Origin of the sequence: Niastella caeni (assembly GCF_004834005.1) — a bacterium.
Classification (GTDB): Bacteria; Bacteroidota; Bacteroidia; order Chitinophagales; family Chitinophagaceae; genus Niastella; species Niastella caeni.
This window is the reverse complement of record NZ_STFF01000015.1, coordinates 41,427-59,876: the sequence shown is the minus strand read 5'-3', so window position 1 is coordinate 59,876 and position 18,450 is coordinate 41,427. Positions and strand designations below refer to the sequence as shown.

Sequence of the window (18,450 nt, the reverse complement as noted above, 5' to 3'; positions counted from 1 at the left end):
TCCTGCGCTTTTATTGCATCACTTCAATACTTTTCTGCTTGAAGCTCCGGGTTTCATTGATGGTTTTAATTCCTTCCCTGGTTTCAACTTTAGTGCGTATCAAACTGCCTTCTTCGTCGTACTCGTAAAAGCTGGCGTAGTTATTGGCATCCAGCTCGGCCACCAGCTTCTGATTAACCGGATCGTATACATAACTTTTCATATTGGCATTATACGGATGAATGCGTATATCATCGAAATAAATTGTACTGCCACTGTTGTTCACGAAGTTCAGTGTCATTTCACCGGCTGCTGCAGGCGGGATCTCTCCTTCATAACGCTGCCATCCATCAATGATGGGGCCGGTTGGTTTAAGCACAGTACTACCGATGTTTATCTGGTTATGCACGAAGCCGGTTGCAGCACAGGTTGTACATGCTTCATGCACCCAGGCGCTGAATAACATTTTTTTATTGGCAGGAATGCTAAAGATGGGATTCAACATGGCATCAGTAGCAGCCATTGGTTTTGTGTAAATGCAGGAATTGACCTTACTTAAATTTTTATAGTTGGTGCCTGCAGCATTGGTTGTAAGCTTGAAGATATAAGCTGTGGATACATACGTTTGTTGCAGGTTGGTAGTTGTATAACTGAAATCGTTGGAAAACGTAATTCGTATCAAATGGATGCCTTTACACAGCGTAACATTCAAGATCTGGTACATTGCCGCATAATTGCTGAAAAATTGTGAATATACCGTATTTCCCTCTTCACCCAGTACTTCAAAATGGGCGGTACTATAATCTTCGGGTGGAAGGTTATATGAGTTTCCATCAATACTTATTATAAATTGATAAGAGCCGTATTGCGCCACATTAATGTAGTAATTCGTGGTAAACCGCAAGCTGTGACTAAAAGTGCGGGAACCGCCATTGGTTACACTATTATTTCCCATAGAAAGAACCGATTGCATGCCGCCCGACGTAAAGGTTGTCCTGGGCTGGAAATAAGCATTTTGGTCAGATTGACCGGCAAAACCCGGATTGATCGCTAACAATTGCGCATTGCCGCCGATTTGATCGAGTTGTTGTACGGTATCTTTGGTAAAAGCAAATGAATAGTCTTCGGCAGGTGCTGCACTAACGGGTAATGTTTGCGTCACCGTTGCTCCCTGAGGTACTGCCATCATATATTTACCGGTATGTGCGGCAAACCCGGTTACATCACTGCTTACTATTTGTGAGTTGTTGAGGTTTGTGAGCGTGATGTGTTTTTTAGTACAACTATTTACACTTGCAGGGTTCAACGCTTCTGCATATTCGTAATCTTCAAATCCTTCATAAGCCATTTCATCATACCGGCTGTTGGTTGCTACGGCTGTTGGCAATGTTTTATGGTAACCAAACAGGGCAGCCGTATAAATATTCATAACATTTTTATTCTCCAGTTCCATGCCTTTCGTGTTGAACCGGGTCATCTGGTTCTGCCATACCCATTGGGTGTTGCTGGTATTAGGAACCAGATTATTATAGCTGTTAAAATCCCAGAAAAGTTGAAAATTGAGCAGAAAACCATTCTTCGGCAAGTCGGTACTGGCAAGTGGATTTGATTCCTTTCTTTCCCCATAAAACAACCTGTTACGATAAGGCCTGAAATTGCCAACAAGTCCTTTCAGATAAGGATTAATGCTCTTTTCAAGATAACCATTACAATCCTCCAGTTCATCGTATGTGCAGGTATTGGCATTAAAAAAGAGACTGTATTTTCTCACCACTTCATTATCTGCCTGCCATTTCTCCTGGTATTCGGCAGCCGTTGCATCTATTACATCACTGCTGCTGTTGATATTCAGCTTATGGGTGGTTTCATCAACAGGATTGCTCATTAAGGTTATGCTAGCGACAGGCGCTTCAAGCGTATTGCGCTTTCCGCTACGCACAATGCGGAAGCTTACGTCGTTCTGGGTAAACAACTTGCCCTTTTCATCGAGGTATACCAGGTCTTTTACCGGTACGGTAAGCGCAGTGCTGCTTTTATTTTTATCAAACGCCCATAAGCGCTTAACAGAAGCATCGGAAGCAGGTATACAATTACTGGTACCCGAACCGCTTTTGAAAATATACAACTCGTCGCCACTTTCAATAACAGCCTGTTCAAAAGCAGCACCAATCATTTTTCCATCGTTAAAATCAATATCTGTGTATACAGCATCTATATTTTTATACGCGAGCCCCATACCACTATAGGCCCACCAGGCCGGATATTTTACGCTATATACCGGTTTGTCAAATTCATTATTGGTACGGGTAACCAGTACGTCGCCGGTTTCAGAATCATATACCATATTTTTAGTTGACACCTGGCTTCCTTTATCAATCACCACTACACTATCCAGTATAGCGTGGTAATTGATCACTTTGGTGGTGGTAACAGCACGGTAGGTGTTTTCACTTTCACCGGCTACCGGCCAGATGAATGGCAACCAGAAAGGCAGGAGCACCGGGAAAAGATCAACCTGCGCCTGTACTTCCAGGCTGGTGCTTTTCACAGAGAATTCACGGGTATCTGTCATCAATTCCACATCTATACCCATATTTCCCTGGTACACAGCACCACTAAACGCTCTATCGGCAAAATCAAACTTTTCTTCAAGGCCTTTACTGCCGGTATTGCGATAAAAGTTTTGCGTATAATAAATTCTGGTTAAAGAATCGTTCTCTGCATATGATGACTCTGATTTCAGTTTACCATGCATATCGTTTGTTTCTACAATAAAGCCCTGCGACAATGCCCGGCTGTCGAATGCATACTTATAAAAGAAATTCAGCACCGATGCCTGGTGTTCCTGCTTATCAGATGCAGGATCGATAGAGGTATGGTTATAGTAAACCGGAAAATCTTTTGCGGTATAGAATTCATGTACCTGTTTGCCAATACCCGATCTCGACTTTTTTGTTGGGGTATTCTTATTTAACGACTTCACGGTCACTTTGCTGTAACCCACTACCGGTGCGGGGAAGAACGCATCGAGCACTGGCATTTCAATGGCGCCGTATGAAGCAGGTCCCAATGGCAGTTTATTGGTCACCTGCACAATGGTTTGAAATGGATTTTCTTCACCGCCAATAGAAGGTTCATAAGAGGCCACACCACTACTGATGCTCCTTTTCACGCCATTGAACACTTCGGTTGTGGTATAACTATATTCCTGGCCATATTCCGAAGTATACTGTTGGTTGGCGGTCATGGGCTTCCAGTTATCTTTTAGTCTTACCGTTTTAACGCGTTGCCCGCCGCCATATTTAAAGCCATCAGGATCATTTAACCGAACAAAAGAATTTGCCGGATTAATAGTTTGCACTCTTCCCTGGCTACGCAGGTATTTTACCTGGTCCTTAAATGCACTTTTTAATCCATCCAGCATGCCCAGCAGCATTTCACCAACTGCTTTCAGGCCACCACTTTCCGAAACATCATATCCCGGGTAAGCCTGGCCGGGTAATTGCTCCCGCAAATATTCGAGGCATGAAAGCGTAAGCGGGCTTAGACCGTTTGCCTTGTTCAAACGTACCCAGATACGGGTTGCATCATACTTACCATAGTCGGCTATGGTAGCATACGAGTTAACATATTCAATGCCTTTGGGCATGTTAACCGATAATTTGAAAACGAGTTGAGAAATCCCCTGCAAATATTTTTGATATACTTCTGTTCTATTGGCGCAGGGCTCAGGTACTTTTATAAATACATAATCAAAATCTACAAAGCCGCTTGTTGCCAGCGTTGGACTTACACCATATAAATTACTTGTAATGGTAGCGGCATCGGCGCCAAGTCCTGCAATCTGCATCATATCGCAGGCCCTGCGATTTTGCACAAAGGCATAATCATCGCTTTCATACTCTACCTCAATCTGTCCACCTGAAGGCAACAATATCTTTTTGAGCGACCAGGCAGCGGCATTCTGGTCGCTGACTGTTTTGTTTTGCAGTGCATAGGGATAATCCCTGTTTTTCATACCTTCCGGGTTCTGTGCTTTCGTTTTGTAAGAGCCCCACCGGTCAGATGCGTTGGGAGCATATCCCGGATTGCCGGCGCCTGCATTATCATAGTCAAATACATATTTATCTTTAGTGTTCCTGTTTTTGCCATTAAAAGTGAAATAAACACCATCTAACGTTAGCTTACCACCACCATCTTTGTTATCCGGTGTACCGGTGCAAAGTGAATAGCTGTACGTAAACCAAACAGTTTTAACAGGTTTCGCATTGGTCAGGCCATTCTTTTTTAAATCGGCCTTATTATATAGATCGATCTTTTGTAAGCGTTTCAGCGAGTTATCGTTGATGTCTACTCCTTTATATTCACTAACTGGCCCTTTACCATCGGTCCGGCCTTCGAGCGTAAACAAAGCGATCATTGTTTTCGATTCAATGGAATGCAGGTACCACGATTCTCTTACTCCATAAGCGATCACGCCTTTGTCATCTTTTCTATCAGAAAGATGGCCATCATTAAAATTGGCAGTTGTGCCTGTATTATGAGGTGTACGCCATTTATGATCGTTGTAACGGCTGTAGTTAAATTTTACAGCATCGCCCATATCATCCTCAGTAATGCCATTGTTGGTTACATCAACATAATCAGACGACAGTAAACCGGTCAATAAAAAGGAATGCGCATAGGCGGGGGTTTCAGTTACCTGCACATAGCCATCTTTTCCCTGCGCGTTGTTAAGCGTGGTAGGCTCGGTTTCCGTTATATCCACAACATCATCAGCGGTTCCGGTCTTATTGACCGAAAAAGTGTAATCCCTTTGTACTTTGCTATACACAGGTAATCCATATACGTAGCGCCTGCCACTTATTTCAGTTACGCGTATTTCAGAAATATGATGCTTTTTTCGAATGGCCCCGTCTGCATCTACCCTGTCGGTTGAATCATATTTCAAATTATTATTACCATCGAGTATAGAACTGGTATTATAACTTCTAATTTTCTTATCCAACCCTATTACAGAGGCATCAAATGCGTTTAAAAAAGTGACGACCTGCGTTCTTTTTCTGCGTTGCGTAATATCGGGCTGAAGCAAACTGGTAGTTCCGGTTAAAATGTTCGATTTTGAAAAACGTTCCAATACCGGTTCTATCGTTGGCATGGCATCGGTACCGCCCAGTTTAAACCGAACAAGGTCTGTACCACCCATTTTTTTGAACTGATCAGTTATCAACACACTTGTTTCGCCCGGGTTTCTGAAGTACACGCTCTCAATAGTATCTTTAGCACTGCGAAAGCCAATAACCTGGGGTAATTTGTTACCAAATCCCCATTCCCTGATCACAGTTGGTGTTTTAATTGTATTAAAGTTGGCGCCAAAATGTCCCGGAATACCAATATCCCCGCCGATACTTAAACTATTGTCGCTCGAACGCGTGGAATTGTCGCGCACATAACCCAGCTCGTTGCGATAAGCTCTGATGCTGCCACCGGTTCCTTCACCTTGGATAGAAAAAACATCATATGCATATTGAGGCGCTGAAATGATCGGGGTTTTTGGTGTAACCTCATTATCATTTAAACGGGTAAAATCCATTACTGCATTTGGATTATTTTTTGCTTTCTCAGCATACAGGAACCCTACCAGTGGCTTTGTTTGTATAATTTTTGCTGTTTTGGAAGTTTGTTTATATACTTCAGCTTCCAGTGAACCATATACGCCGAAGATACCGCCACCCACCTGGAAATGCCCGGAATAAGCTTCATTGTCGAGCGGCATACGCAGGCTAGGCACATAGCTTGGTTTCGAAAAACTTATTGATCCTGAATAAAGCGTGGCGCCCATTGAACTGGCAACGCCGTTTTTATATATTCCCTTTCCCTTTTCATCGGTCCCTACCTTCTTTTGGGCATAATAATTTACCGACATCTGCTCGCTGATCTGCAACTGTTTTATACCGGTCCTTGAATTATAACTGGTACTCAATCCTACCCCGGCGTTAAACTTTTTATCATTGGCGAATGAAGTACCCGTTAATGAAACGTTGGGAGAAAGTGTGAGACCGTTCCGCGAACTAATATTGGCGCCAACACTTACCCCCAGATTTAATGAAGCAGAAGATTTTTCTGAACCCGATTTTGAAGCAATGGTAAAATTGGTTCCGCCCTTAATACCAAGGTCAAGTGCAGGCCCGAGGTAATTATTAAAAGAAACACCCAGAGAACCTATAGAGACATTTATGCCTAAGCCGAAAATATCTTTAACACCTACCAGCTCCAGATCGGGGTTAATATTTATGCCCCAGGTTTTATTCGGTTTCATTTCCTGCCGTTGCGTCATTATATCTTCCCCATTAAAATCATCGGGCACGCCGCGCATATTACGGCTTACTGTTCCCGGGTTGATATTCCAACCCAATCCCACCCAACTGGCTTCCTGCTCCATGCTGATGCCACCATCATAAAAAAGATTCACCGGGTAACCGCCTACATCGAGCAGCGGAATGTTGTAGCTGAAGTCACCGGTAAACAGGTTTACCATATTATCAGTTCCTACCGACTTGAAAGATGTCATTTCGGGCTGGCTGGGACCGCCGATATCCGGTTTGGCAGGCTTGTTCATAGCCGCTGCATTTTTTACCGGCAGTTCATTCTTTGCCACAACTGCTTTTACTGCAGGTTTGGCTTCACGGGGTGCGGCAAATTTATTATTGCCATTTGATGGCCGGTTACTCCAGGTTTTATTATAGGCAGGATAATAGGTTGTTGAAAAACGCCGCATACTTCCTCTGCCAAAAACCGGCATAAGACCGCACAAAAAAATTACAGAAAGGATACAGGCTATATGTTTCGAATATTTTTCTGACAGTAACTGGATCATAGTTAAGTCGTTAGTTTTGTTATTTTATGCTGAACGAAGCAGTATGGATATTTTTTTGCAGATCGGTGATCTCTATAAAGTAAACCTTACGATTGTGATACCGGTGATTTAGTTTAAACCGGAGATAATTGTCGCCATATATGATGGATTGTTTTACTTCCTGTATAAGCTTTTTGTCAGCATTATAAAACCGAACCACCGATTCGTGGGTTTTATCGAACGAGTAATATTTTATCCGCAGCTCATTTCCGGAAATATAATGGAACCCTTGTTCGTTCGGGTTCTTACCAATAGCAATATAACTGGTGCTTGACGGGATGGTCTTTGTAGAATCACCAGCAATGGTAAACGTCCAGGTTTCAGTAGCAGCGACGTAATTGTCGCCATTGCGCGCAGTTACCTGCCAGGCATAGGTTTTACCGGGGTGCAATCCTGAATAGGTAGACGGGTAATTTTGGTAAGGCGCTTTTACATTCGAGGATACATACACCGGTGTGTTGTACATTACCGCTTCTGTAGCAGATTGCCCCTCCAGCACTTCGGCTACGCTTACATCATAGCTGAGGTTATCGAACATATCCATGGGCGCCGGCGGTATCCAACTGAATTGCGGCACCGGCGTTTGCAGTACCGATCTGTTGGCAGGCATATTGAGCAAGGGCGGACTTAATGGCGTAATATTGATGCGTACGCATTCGGTGGCAATGGCTTCCATCAATTCATGACCGTACCTGTTAACTGTATAACAAGCTATATAGGAACCAAGCGGTAAAAAATTGCCAATAGCCGTAGCACCATAATTATATTGCACGGGCTGTATATCCTGCAGGGCCAATACTTTCACGCCCTTTGTTAACTGCATGGCTCTTGTACCGGCCGACAATACCGACTGCCCCGTAACTGCATCCTTAAGATTGAGCAGCACTGTTACATCAAAAGTGGTATTGGTATTGTTGGTCAATACCAGGTTCCATAACTGGTCTTTTTTGATCATGCCGGCAGGTGGTTGCACTATATTGATAGTCACTTGCGCCTGTAGTAACACGGGCAAGATGAAAATCAAAACGCTTATATATTTCATTTTCATATTAAAAGTATTTATACCACGACACCCTTCCTGTTTCTACCGGATAAAGTGTTTGCCAAATGGTTGGTAAATAAGATTTATCATACTGTAATTGTAAACTGCCCAGCTTCTTCAATTCGAAGTTCACATACGCGCGATTGCCCAGGCAGGTGTTGCCGCCGGCTATTTTATTATACCGCATACTCCCTCCTACTCTTAGCATTGACGACAGCGAATAATCACCGCCTGCATCAAGCGTATAGTATTGCATCTGTTCCTGATCGGTATATACATACATCCCCTGCAATTGTATTTTTGAAAAAATAAAACTGTGCGAGGCCATGTAGCTGATGCCTTTGTAGGCAATAAATCCTGTATCGGTTCCTTTGCTTGAATATTTATTATACATTAACGAAGACACCATCCTGATGCCCCCGGCATTGTAATTGTGCACAAGCGACCCATTCAATATGTAATAGACATTTTCCCTGATGCGTTCCTTATCAACGAGATATAATTGCGTGCCTGGATAATATCCCGCACTCAACACCGGCCAGCGTGGTATACGTGCCGTTACCTGCAGGCTTTTGAAGATCGTGCTTGTTTTAAATGTCTTTTCTGAAAAAGGGTTGGTAAAATCATTGCGGCGCAATGAAGCCACCACACCTATTTTATTATTAAAGAAAGGTTGATCCACATTTACCAGCCACGCCATTTGATTGGTGTTAACGGTAAACAGGCTGAAAGACTGAAATTGTTCACCGGTCTTGCGGTAAAATCCGTTTATGCGGGTATTGGTTTTTGAAATAAGCGTTTGTCCCTTTATGCTAAGTCCGAGGTTCGCATTGTCGGAAAATGCAAACAATGGTTTCGTGCTCTGATTGTTTGCTATATTACCCGAAACAGGCCGGCTTGTTTTTGCCAGTTCCACACTCAGGCCCGTATTCTCATCTTTTTTCAGAATGCCTTCTATTGAATAACCCACTAAATTTATATGATCATTGATGGAATCTGCTGTCACCGATCCATAGTTATATTTTTTACCGGCGAAGGCCGAGAGAATAATTGCTTTGCGGTCAATATCGCCCCAACCCACGCGGCCCATGGCAAAATTTTGTCCCTTTTGGCGGGTATTTTTTCCCAGGAAATCGCGAAACCCATAATCTATTTTTCCAACTGCTGCTGCAGCATAAATGCCGTTGTTGTATTCAAGGTTCAAACCGGTTAATGCTACATTCCAGGCAGTGAGCTCAGAATAATTCACCACCGAGCGACCAATGCCAATACTTTTAACGTGCGATAAAAAGTTCTCCAATCCTTCTTTCTTTTCCGGAGCCACACCGTTCTCTGCGGCAATTTGCTTCAACTCACCGGAATGGGTGGCTTTGTATATTTTACGGCGCGCAGCGGCCAGGTTGTTGTTCAGCTTATTTTTAATGCTGTCGGCCCTGGATTGCAGGGTATGAATTTTTTGTTGCAGACTATCCAGATCTTTTTTCCGGCGCTCCAGATACTTTGTATAACTGCTATCGATCTTTGGTTCTTTAACAGGAATATTCACAGCGCCCGCCATTTTGTACAGCTTTCTTTTATCCAGCGCATCCAGTTCTATCTTAGGCAAATTGACACTTTCAGCTTGCTTACGAGTAGCAGCCAACCGTTCCAAATACTGCTTTTCCCGTTCTTCAACAATCCGCTGCAACACATCGGGATTATTCAATGCCGTTTTTAATTTATTGTATTGATCAACGGCCTTTTTCAGCGCAGCTTCTGCGGCAGCCAGATCAGGCATTTTCAGATTAGCGGCGGCGATTTTATCTAACAATTGTTGCTTTGCGTGCTGAACAAAAGTATTTTTATCGAACCGCATGTTCAGGTCCATAAAATTTTTGAAGTAGGGCGAATTGCTTATTCGATTCGATAAGTTTACTTTCAGCGGGTATTTATCTTTTACGGTTATGCTAAGAGAAGTCTGGATCGTGTGTTGCTGAAAATCTTTTTGCGAAAAAGGGGTATCTATATACGAGCGGTATAAAAAATCATAATTTACATTGCCGTGAATGCGTAAAAATGGTGTGCGCGTTACCGGAGATGGGGTGATTGCATAAGATCGCTTTTCTGCTTCTACCATCAGGGGGCGAATGTTGTCAAACACATGCCGGGCAGAATAACTCCCTTTACAAACGCTGTTATTTATAAGTATTACGGTATCACCAAAATGCAGAAAAAGGGGATTACCTGATAAGCCGCCGGGGTCAGCAAAAAATAACCTATCACTATTGACGGGATCATCATTTTGAGAGCTATCCAATGTTCTGTATGCAAGACTTTGCGCCTGGCTGTTCGCATTAGCAAACAAACAGATAGCGAGTACACACAAATGCAGGCCAGGCAAACCCGGGAAAAGTTTCACAAACAGTTAATATTTGGTTGGGGTTGAACAGAATTTAGTTCTTGTTCAATTAATATTTTACAAAAAAAATATAATTGTATCCAGTAGTTAGGTTATAACTACCAGCTTAATGCTAATTTTAATCATGAACTATGAAAATAACTGATACTTAATGGTCAGTTAAGTAATGCAGCATATAGCAGCTAACAGAAAGTACTTATCTAGTTGTAAAAATCGAAGATATATATAAAAGCAATTATTCCAAAAAAACTTAATAAGCGTGCAGTTTTAGCCAATAAACGTGCAGATTTAACCGATAAGCGTGCAATTAACAATAAATTAGCCTGCCTGGTAAATATGACCATTATTCAATTTGCACCAAGAACTTCATATTGGGCCTTGCATTGGTAGCCAATGGTAAATATGACCATTATTCAATTTGCGCCTGCTGGTCTTCATCAGGGATCTGGGTATTTCTTATCCGTTCGAGGGTTAATGGCCCAACAAACCGGTAGTTAATGGGAAATGCAGGATTGGTGATATCGCTATACCAATACTCCAGGTTCATTGTTATATACGTTTTTTCCAGGTAAGGCTGTACTTCATCCATTTTTTTGCTTATGGTATAGACGCCTTTTTTAGAAGAGAATTTTATATTGGTATCGGGTGCAGCAAGCTTAACGGTACTATCGGGATTGAACGTAGCTGTAATTTTATACATTGTCCTGTCAAATGCTTCTTCGTCAATATTCCCTGCAAAGAAAAATACCGTTTGCTCATTTACCACAAATGCGGTGCGGTGCGGCGTGGTCAATGCGGTTTGATTATTTTGTGGTACATCCCTGTTCCATATAAGACCGGCATTGGAATACCTGTTTGAATAGTCGTTAAATGGAATGATCTGCATAAGCGATTTACTAAACCATCTTCTTTTGGCAACATTATCATTTGAGGTTGACACAATTTTTACCGGCAAAATATATTTGTTTATCAGGTCCAGATTCTCCAATTTCAACGCTAATTCAAAGTAACCTTGCAACGTTCCTTTGGGTATGACTGTGGTCATTGATTTAAAAGAATAATTCACTTCGGGTAGCTCATGAAAATACAAGTCCTTTCGCAACCTGAACCTGTCAAAGTTCAGGTCGTTTAGCGTATCCTTATCTATAGCGATCGTAACTTCAATATCATCCGGGTTGCCCGTTGAACCACTTAACACAACCGGCACTTTAACTGTTACTACCCCACCCTGACTTTTATATTTCGCGTACACTTTAACAACACCACTCTTTACAAACGACACTTCTTTTACATATAGCTCTTTTGTCCATTCTTTATTACAGGAAGTGCTTACAAACAGGCTGAATAAAATATATAAAGAAATTTTTCTCATATGTATGCATTTGTCATTACTTATTGTTTCTTGCCTATTGCATATTGTCTATTGTCTATTGCCTATTGTTAATAAGGCGTAGTCCAGCCGGGGTTTTGAGTTAACTTTTTATTTCGTCTTAACTCTTCATGTGCAATGGGCCACAGGTACATTTTTTTTACGAAGATGGTTGGGAAAGAAGGAATAACAACCGGCGTGTGAAACAGCTCTCGTTGCGCAGAAGTCATATCCATATTACAACCCATAACAGGCATGGCTTCTTCTAGCGGCGCGTCTTTCCAACGCCGGAGATCGTAATACCGGTGGTTTTCCCCAAGCAACTCAATTTGCCTTTCTCTTTTCAGCGCTTTCCTGAATATCTCTTTTGAACCATAGACGCTTCCATCAAAATCAGGCAACCCCGCTCTTATTCGTATCTGACTTATGGCGTTGCTCATGTCGGGCACGCTCCTGGAAATAGCGTGCGTTGTTGTTCCGGTATAATCGGGGATATTATAAGAACCGCCTAACTCATTGAGGGCTTCCGCAAAAATCAACAGGACTTCTGCATACCGGATAGCGGGCTCATACTTCGGCACCACAAAGGAGCCTAATACTTTTCCATCGTGTGAATCAATTGGATTAACAAACTTTTTGACCCCCAAACCGGTCCTTACATGAAACTGTGGTGACGCGGGCTGCTTTCCATCCGGTTCTCCCCTGTAATAAAAGATCTGCTTGCTTCGTAAAGTAGGATCCAATGCGCTCAACCGGTACCAGAGGCTTCCATTGTAAGCAACAGAGGCATAAAAACGAGGCTCGCGGTTTGCATACTGCATCGACACTCCTGCTGGTAACGGCAGATGATCTTTATCGTTGGTTGTAAAGCCATTTACCCTGGGGTTTACGGGAATGTTGTTTCCGTCGTTCAGATAATAGGCATCACATTGTTTTTGCGTAATGCCATGTGCATTCCAGCCACCCATGGAGTAAGGCGTCTGGTGCTTTGCCAACGCCTCCGGGCCAACGTTACTTAATTCAGCCACACGCGAGAATATCAATTCAGGATTCCCTGAAGCTGTAAGCGCACCGTTGAATAACTGGCGATACGACTCAAAGGGATCAATATCTTTCCAGCCATTGGGAAACGACGAGTTTGAATACCTGGCGTTGAAAGGCGGAACAATTGTTTTTGGCTGCGCCGGTCCCTGATCGGTGGCATTGAAGGGAGCCGTAAAAAGCCGGTACACATTGAGGTCAATAACCTCTTTTGCCGCAGCAGCGGCTTTTGCCCATTTCTCTTCATTATATACCTGGGATATGAGTTGATTTCCCTCGTGATCTACGAGCTCGGCCATTTCTGTGTTGCCATTAAACTCCGGGCTGGCCGCATATAAATACACTTTTGCCCGCGCGGCTAATGCCGCACCTTTTGTTGGCCGTACTCTGTCCCGGCTTGTTTGCGTTAATGGGAGGTTCCTCGCGGCTATTGCCAGCTCGCTTGTAATGAAATCAACGCAATTGTCATATGAACTTCTTGGTATGGCCAGTTCTTCATAAGGCAACGTATAATCAATGCCTTCGCCGGGTACTAATGGTACAGGCCCATATTTTCTAATAAGTAACCAATAATAATAAGCCCTTAAAAAACGCGCTTCGGCTTTTCCGGTAGCAATCTCTTCAGTGCTCATCTCACGGTTGCGATCAATGTTAAAAATATAGATCGATGCTTTACGAATGCCCTGGTAACAGGATCCCCACGAGCGTTGTATCCAGCTTTCGGTGTATTCGCCGTTCTTATAATTCTTATAACTCCGGCCGTCTAATTCATCGCCGCGGTCTCCAAAGAACATATCATCGGATATCAGGTTGAAAGGTGCATAATCCTTACTGGCCACATCAAGGTTCTCTTCCCGTAAATGCGTATACACATTTGCCAGCCATTGATCTGCATAATCTTTCCGCACAAACAAGGTGTCTATATTCATCCTGTCCTTAAAGAAATGATCCATATCCATGTACTTTTTGCAGGATTGAAGGGAACTGCAAATGACAGCGACAATTAAAAGAAAATATATTTTCATACCAATGGATTATTGGTTGATTAAAATTTGAAAGTCATGCCTATTGTTATTGTTTTGGGCAATGGGTAACGGGTTCCATCACTGCTGGCCATTTCAGGGTCCCAAACTTTTACATTATCCCACACCATCAGGTTCTGTACCAGCAGGTACAATCGCCAATTGGTGAGGCGCAACCGGGTGGCAATTTTAGCAGGTATCCTGTACCCAATATCCAATGTCTTAAAGCGCAGGTAAGCGCCGTTCCTCATCCAGAAAGTAGACGCCCGATAGTTATTAGCATTGCCGCCGTAACTCAGGCGCGGATATTTGGCATTAGGATTCTCCGCCTCCGTATGATTGCCGGCAATATCTTTTGAGATCCACCGGCTGCCCGGGTCCGTTACTTCTGCCAGGATATTTCCCCAGGCGCCTTCTACAAATGGATACACCGTAGGACCGTTTAAAAAATAGGAATTGCGGCCTGCGCCCTGGAAATGCACATTTACATCCAATTGTTTCCAGGAGGCAGATAACCCCATTCCATATTCGAGCGCCGGCCGCCAGCTTGCACCGATAGGCACTATGTCTTCGTCATTAATAATTCCGTCACCATTCACATCTTTGTACTTAATGTCGCCCGGCATATAGGTGCCAAATGTTTGCTTCGGACTGTTCCTTATATCTTCATAATCTGCAAACAAACCCAGTGCAATCAACCCTCTTGTTTGCTCGGCTCTAAAACCCTGTTGCAGCAAATAATAATAAGGGTTCTGTTGCTCGTCGCGCTCCTGGATCTTGTTTTTATAATAAGTAAGATTTCCCCGTAACGTAAAATTTATATTGCCGACCTTTTTTCTTACCCCGAAGTTGCCGTCGATGCCGCGGTTATCCATTCTACCTACATTTGCCCAGGGTTGGCTGTTAATCCCCACCATTTCGGGCAACTGGCTTCTTTGTATATAAATGTTCCTGCGTGTTTCCTGGAAGATGTCGAGTGTGAAAGAAAATAAACTGTTCAGGATATTGATATCGATGCCCAGGTTTTGCTTCCTGGCTACTTCCCAGGTGAGCGCATCGGAAGCCACCTGCGTATAATATAGACCGGGATAACTATTCGGACTTACCGGCTCGCCAAAATTAAAGCTGCCGCCGCTTTCTATGGTGCTTAAGTAGGCAAAGCGCAAGCCGCCAAAATTATCATTACCCACTTCACCAATAGAATAACGGACTTTAAACAGATCGAGCCAATCCATTTTCTCCTGAATGAAATTTTCTTCCGCAATATTCCAACCCACAGCTACCGCAGGAAAAAATCCAAACTGATGTCCCTTTTTGAAATTCTCTGAACCTGTATAACCAAAATTGAATTCTACAAGATACCGGTTCTTATATCCATACATGGCGCGGCCTGCAAGCGACAAATTGCGACGGGGTAATCCGTTCCTGATATCCGTTCCCAGGTTTTGCGTTTGCCGTTGTTCACGAACAAATGATTTCAGCAAACCTTCCACATTGTGCCTGCTTGCAAAGTTCCTGCTATAGCCCAGTTCAACATCTGCCTGGTACACCCGTTCTCCCCACGAACCTGTTTCCTGTTTCATCAATTGCTCGGTTGATATCCTATGCATGATCAGCTTACCGTTCCTGTCGCGCCTGCGCTCGTTGTTATATTGCTCTGGCCATTTAATGCGGTTAATATCGTTTATGCTGTTTGCATCAAAAGCCAAACGGGCTGTTAATCGTAGTCCCCTGGTAAGCATATCTAACCGCTGGTTAAGGGTAACATTTGATTCGGTCTTATTTTCCCAATGTTCCCGGTAGCCGGTTTGCGTGGCCAACACCCAGGGATTGGTCCTGCTACCTGTACCGTAAGCAGGTGTAAGTCCATTCGAATACATAAAAGGAATTGATACCGGCGACTGGCCAATAAGTGAATACCAGATGTTGAGATTATTTAAACCGGGGAAGTTTTGTTTTTCCAGGAAGCCTGAAACGCCCAACGCCAAAGTTGTTGTTCCTGAAATATCCAGATCATAATTCACGCGATAATTCCATCTCGACAGGTGGGCATTGGTCTTATAGTCTTTTAACGCCTGATCGGTTTTATACATTCCTCCTTCATCAACGAAGCTGGCCGATACAAAATACCGGGCAATGGATGCGCCACCGGAAAGGTTAATGGCGGCCCGGTAGATGTTAGCGCCATTCTTGAGCATTTTATCCTGCCAGTTTACATTAGGATATAGATCGGGATCTAACCCTTCCCTGATAATCTCCAATTCATTGGGCGTATATAACGGTTCCTGGTTCCTTGTGATCTTTGCTTCGTTCACCAATTGAGCATACGTATAACCATCAACAAATTTGGGTGTGCGCGTACGCGTTAAATAGCCGTATTCCATTTTCCCATCGATATTCACTTTTCCTGCCCTACCTCTTTTTGTGGTGATCAACACTACGCCGTTAGCGCCTCTTGAACCATAAATGGCAGTAGCGGACGCATCTTTCAATACCGAAAAGGATTGAATGTCTTCAATATTTATTTCGTTGAAAGGACGCTCAAACCCATCTACCAATACCAGGGCGCTTTGATTAGCACCAAATGTTGAAATGCCACGAATCCAGAATTCAGATTGGTTATTCCCCGGTTCACCAGATCCTTGCATCGCGATTATTCCGGGAACATTGCCTGCCAGTCCATTGGTGATATTAGCTGTAGGCGTTCGCAACTCGTCGACGTTTATAGCTGTAACAGCGCCAACAACAGAGATCTTTTTCTGCGGCCCCGCAGCCGTAACTATTACCTGGGACAAAGCATTTGAATCAACAGGCTTAAGCGTAACGTTCAGCAGGCTTTTATTGCCAATCCTGATTTCCTGACTTGCAAAACCAACATGTGAAAAAATTAATGTACTATACGGTTCAATCCGCACTGTATATCGACCTTTGTCATTCGTCATGGTGCCGCCACCTACCCTGTCTTTTATAGATACGCTTACGCCTGTAAGCGTGCTATTGGTGGCATCAATAACAGTACCCGATACCTGTATATATTCCTGGGCATTCGCCCGCAGGCAACTACCCATCATAAGCAGCAGTAAGGTTATAAATATTTTCATTGTAACAATATTCAGGTTAGGTTATTCTGTGGAGATGGTTCTGATGCGCCTGTTCTTTTGATCCGCTACATAAAAAGCGCCCGACTGGCGATCATAAATGATTCCCATAGGCCGGTCAAACTGTGCATCACGTAATGCACCATCCGTGTATCCATAGCTGCCCGGGCGACCTGCAAAGGTGCTCACCACGCCTTCCGGCGTTATTTTGCGGATGCAATGGTTATGAATATCGCACACATAAAAATTATCATATTCATCAAACGCGCCCTGGTGAGGTTGATCAAACCGGGCGTCGATCCCTACGCCATCTTTATGACCCCAGCTTCTTCTTCCGCCAACAAAATGTACCGGCGTTTCCAGTTGCCCGGTTTCCCGGTTAAATCTTGATTTTAAAATATAATGCTGGTTAACCACAACGATGTAAGCGAAATCGCCGCTGGGCGCAAATTGAATATTGAATTCCCAACTTACATCGCCAATGCGAAATAGTTCTTTGGAAACTTTTGCGGTTCTATCCAACTTAAAAATGGCGCCGGTAGAATAGGCATTAAAAAAATAATCGCCGGTTTGTGGTTGTGCGGCGCCACCATTCGTAGTCTGGCTATAGATGAGAGAAGTCCATCTTGTAAAATTATCTGCCTTCGTAGCAACAGCGGTGCTTAATCCCGTCCAGTCCCACTGATCGTTTGTTATATACAACGTATCCCAGGTTGGATTAAATGAAAGAGTTCTGGGCCTGCCCAGTCCATTCCCTGTTCTGAATTTGGTAGAGACTTCAGTTTTATCGGCATTTATAAATCGCAATCCCCTATGCTCTTCCAATAAATAAATATTCTTTTGTTCATCAAAGCACAGCCAGTAAGGTTCTTCAAATTGCGCTTTATTAATGGGGCCGTCAACAATGGCCGTTCGGCCGTCCTTATCAGTAAAACCGGCGAGCGTACTTACGCGCGGGAAAAAGATATAATTGAATGGAGAAGGAGCGGTTGCCTCCTGTATCTGATCCGTTCCCACCATCACTTTTACATCGCCAGAGCCGGCTTTCGAAGGAATCAACACATAAAGGGCAGCGCCATTGGTCCCGATCAAAGGAGCGCGATGACCATTTATATATACTTTAATTTTCGAGGTATCGTTTCCAAAATTAGAACCGTATATTATCAGTTGGGTGCTAACGCCACCGCTATCGGGCGAAATGCGGGTAATGGTAACCGGTTTTGAAGGATCGTAAGCGGCTGTTTCTTTGGTAGTGCTTTTCTTGGAGCAACCACATAATATGAAAAAAATAAGGGACGCCACCAGCCAGCCCCTTTTGAACCCACAGGCAAGTTTAGGAGTCATAAGCAATCGTTATAAGCAGTTAGACTATTAAACTAAAATTACGAGAAGGTTCAAAGAGCGCTTATTCATTCCGTTTCAAACTTGATTCAATTTGATTCAATCTTTATCTGAAGAATATTAATTTTTTTATATAAGGTTGAAAAAGCAAAAGCCGCCTCTTAATTGTTGAGAACGGCTTCGGCTTAATATTGTGATTGAAAAGAATGCAGTTAGTATGCGAGCAACCTTCCACACGATATGA

At 43.3% G+C, this 18,450-nt stretch carries 7 protein-coding genes; all 7 read right to left on the bottom strand.

The window, feature by feature from the left end; all coding sequences use genetic code 11:
- Positions 1-10: 10 nt before the first annotated feature.
- The 7 genes from FAM09_RS29595 to FAM09_RS29565 all read right to left on the bottom strand — a co-directional run bounded on the left by FAM09_RS29595 (position 11) and on the right by FAM09_RS29565 (position 18,209).
- Positions 11-6,856: a hypothetical protein gene (locus tag FAM09_RS29595; RefSeq protein ID WP_136580790.1), complete on the bottom strand. Its 6,846-nt coding sequence runs from the start codon at positions 6,854-6,856 to the stop codon at positions 11-13.
- A 19-nt stretch (positions 6,857-6,875) separates the two neighbouring features.
- Positions 6,876-7,943: a hypothetical protein gene (locus tag FAM09_RS29590; protein ID WP_136580789.1), complete on the bottom strand. Its 1,068-nt coding sequence runs from the start codon at positions 7,941-7,943 to the stop codon at positions 6,876-6,878.
- Between the two features lies 1 nt (position 7,944).
- Positions 7,945-10,335, bottom strand: coding sequence for a hypothetical protein (locus tag FAM09_RS29585; protein WP_136580788.1), 2,391 nt, complete (start codon positions 10,333-10,335; stop codon positions 7,945-7,947).
- Between the two features lie 409 nt (positions 10,336-10,744).
- Positions 10,745-11,707 carry a DUF4973 domain-containing protein gene (locus FAM09_RS29580; RefSeq protein WP_136580787.1) on the bottom strand — a complete coding sequence of 321 codons (963 nt, stop codon included), beginning with the start codon at positions 11,705-11,707 and terminating at the stop codon, positions 10,745-10,747.
- Between the two features lie 68 nt (positions 11,708-11,775).
- Positions 11,776-13,698, bottom strand: coding sequence for a RagB/SusD family nutrient uptake outer membrane protein (locus tag FAM09_RS29575; protein ID WP_243751811.1), 1,923 nt, complete (start codon positions 13,696-13,698; stop codon positions 11,776-11,778).
- 92 nt (positions 13,699-13,790) lie between these two features.
- Complete coding sequence (locus FAM09_RS29570) at positions 13,791-16,868, bottom strand: SusC/RagA family TonB-linked outer membrane protein (protein ID WP_136580785.1); 3,078 nt, start codon at positions 16,866-16,868, stop codon at positions 13,791-13,793.
- A 21-nt stretch (positions 16,869-16,889) separates the two neighbouring features.
- The gene (locus FAM09_RS29565) at positions 16,890-18,209 is read right to left on the bottom strand and encodes an IPT/TIG domain-containing protein (RefSeq protein ID WP_136580784.1); all 1,320 of its coding nucleotides are present in this window, start codon (positions 18,207-18,209) and stop codon (positions 16,890-16,892) included.
- Positions 18,210-18,450: the final 241 nt, after the last annotated feature.